The sequence below is a fragment of the Clostridia bacterium genome (genome assembly GCA_019683875.1).
In the GTDB taxonomy this organism is placed as follows: domain Bacteria; phylum Bacillota; class Sulfobacillia; order RBS10-35; family Bu92; genus Bu92.
Genome location: JADGHN010000194.1, coordinates 1 through 2,175, shown reverse-complemented (window position 1 = coordinate 2,175; position 2,175 = coordinate 1). Strand labels below are relative to the sequence as shown.

2 protein-coding genes are annotated in these 2,175 nt (G+C 71.6%); one reads left to right on the top strand and one right to left on the bottom strand.

What is annotated here, in order from left to right:
- Positions 1-921: hypothetical protein (locus tag IRZ18_09810; GenBank protein ID MBX5477400.1), on the bottom strand; the 921-nt coding region annotated here is incomplete at its 3' end.
- A 346-nt stretch (positions 922-1,267) separates the two neighbouring features.
- On the opposite strand from IRZ18_09810, the gene IRZ18_09805 reads away from it, so the two are divergent.
- On the top strand, positions 1,268-1,861 hold the full coding sequence (locus IRZ18_09805) for a hypothetical protein (GenBank protein MBX5477399.1): 594 nt from the start codon (positions 1,268-1,270) through the stop codon (positions 1,859-1,861).
- Positions 1,862-2,175: the final 314 nt, after the last annotated feature.

The window sequence follows — 2,175 nt, the reverse complement described above, 5'->3', positions numbered from 1 at the left end:
GGCCGCGCCGAGGACGACCGCCACCAGGGCCGCCAGCCACACGCCCGGCCGCGCCTGCGCCGACAACGTCGCCGGGTTGAAGAAGCGGTTGAAGACGACAACCGCGGGCGCGGCCGCCGCAAGGGTCGCCATGAAGGCCTCCACCACGCGCAAGCGGAAGCCGGCCGGCTGGCTCGCCCACAACAGCACCAGCCCCGCCGGGAACACGAGCCACGCGCCGCGCGACTGCGTGTAGACGAAGACGACGAGCATGACGGCCGCCGCCGCGGCCACCGCAGCCGATGTCCACGCCCGCGGCGCCGCCTGCCGCGTCCACAGCCCGTACGCGACGAGCAGGCACGTCATGAGGTAGGCGGCCGTGCTGTTCGGGTACTGCAGCGCGGACAGCACGCGCGTGCCCTGCAGGTACCCGTTGCCGTGCACGGTGCCCGCCGCGGCGCCGACGCCGAGCACGGCCACCAGCGTTCCCGCCGCCACCGCCGCCCACATGAGGCGGACGCGCTCCGGCCCGTCCAGCCGCGCGGCAAAAAGGAGGCCGGCGAGGCTCAGCCCGTAGAGGATGGCCGTCTGCACCGCGGCGCGGGGATCGGCCGCCCACGCGGCCGACAGGAGGTACAGCGCCACGAGCGCGGCGGCGGCCGCCTCGAACCGGCCCCATCCCTGCCACGCGTCCTCCTTCGCCGCCGCCCTGCGCCAGGTGACCCAGCCGAAGAGAAGCACGATGAGCAGTGCGAAGATCTCCATCTGCTGAAACGGGAAATAGAGGCCGCGCATTTCCGGGGAAAAGACGAGAACGGCCATGTAGGCGAACGGCAGTGCCAGGCCCCACCCGGCCGCGAGGGCCGTCTTGGCCGCCTTGCCCTGCGCGCCCTGCGCGGCCGCCTGCGCCGCCCCACCGGCGGCCGAACGACGCTTCGACATGCAACCAACCTTTCACGAACGAAGATCCGTCGCGGCGGAGATCCACCGCCGGGACGGGGTCGAGATCCGCGTCGACGCGGACAGGTTTCCGGTATTCGCGGGGACGACGGCGGAGCCCTGTCGGACCGGGGACGTCCATCGTCGAGTTGTACGCCGGGTCGAGAAATGGCACAATCCGGAACCAGGTTCCGGGTGATGGCAAGCGAGCCCAACGCGGAACCGTTCTAGCGTACGATGGGCGCCCAGCGCATCGGCGAGCGCGTGTCTCCCGTCGATCCGGAACGGAAGCTCCCGCGACTTCGATATCCATTGGAGGCAGCCGCTCCAACGAAGGGGAGTGCACCGGATGCAAGCGTCGACGCCCCTGCGGACGTTTCTTAAGCTCTTCGCCGCCGCGCAGGGGCTGTTGTGGCTCGCCTGGTGGGCGGGTTACGCGTGGTTTCCCGAAGGCGCGTTACGCGCCCGGACCATCTCCTCGGCTTTGCCCCTGGAGCGGTTTGGCCCTGCCGGTCGCGTCGTCGCCGTGCTGGGCTCGAACGTCCTGGCCGCCGCGTTGTTCGTGGCCGGGGCGAACCTGCTCCGCGTTCGGCGACTGCCGCTCGGCTTCCTCCCGCCCCTGGTTTACTGGGGACTTTACGGGCTGCTGCTGGGCACGAATTCGTTCGCCACCCCACTGCCCGAACGGCCTGCACCGTCGCTGGCGGCGGTTCTCGCACGTGTTGGCTTCATGGAGCTCACCGCCTACGTCTTGGTTGCCGCGGCCACGGCGGGATGGGCGCGATGGCGCCAAGATAGCTGGCTCGGCGGTCCGGTGCGGGGCCTTGACCCACGTCCCCTCCGCGCGCCGGAGTACACGATGCTGGCCCTTGCCGGTGTTCTCCTCGTGTGCGCCGCCCTGCGGGAAGTCTCGCAGTGGTGCGGCGCGCCCGGCAGCTGTTGACCACGGCCCCGCCGCGTCGACCAAGTACGCCGCCTCGCCCAGGCACGCGGCCCGCCAGCGGCGTCCCTGACACGCAGGCGCCGATCACGCGCGCGTCGCGCATCGGGGTCGGAAAGGAAGGCCTCGAGGGGCCGCGAATCCTTCGTCGTCAGCCCACGCTCCGCGCCCCGGACGAACCGGCGCGGCAGCGCGGCTTCGTCAACGCCGACTCCCCAGCGCAACGACAAGGAGGGCCCTCGCCCGTGCCCAAGAGAACCCTCGTCATCGGCGGCGCCGGCTTCATCGGCAGCCACGTCTGCGACGCGCTGCTGGCG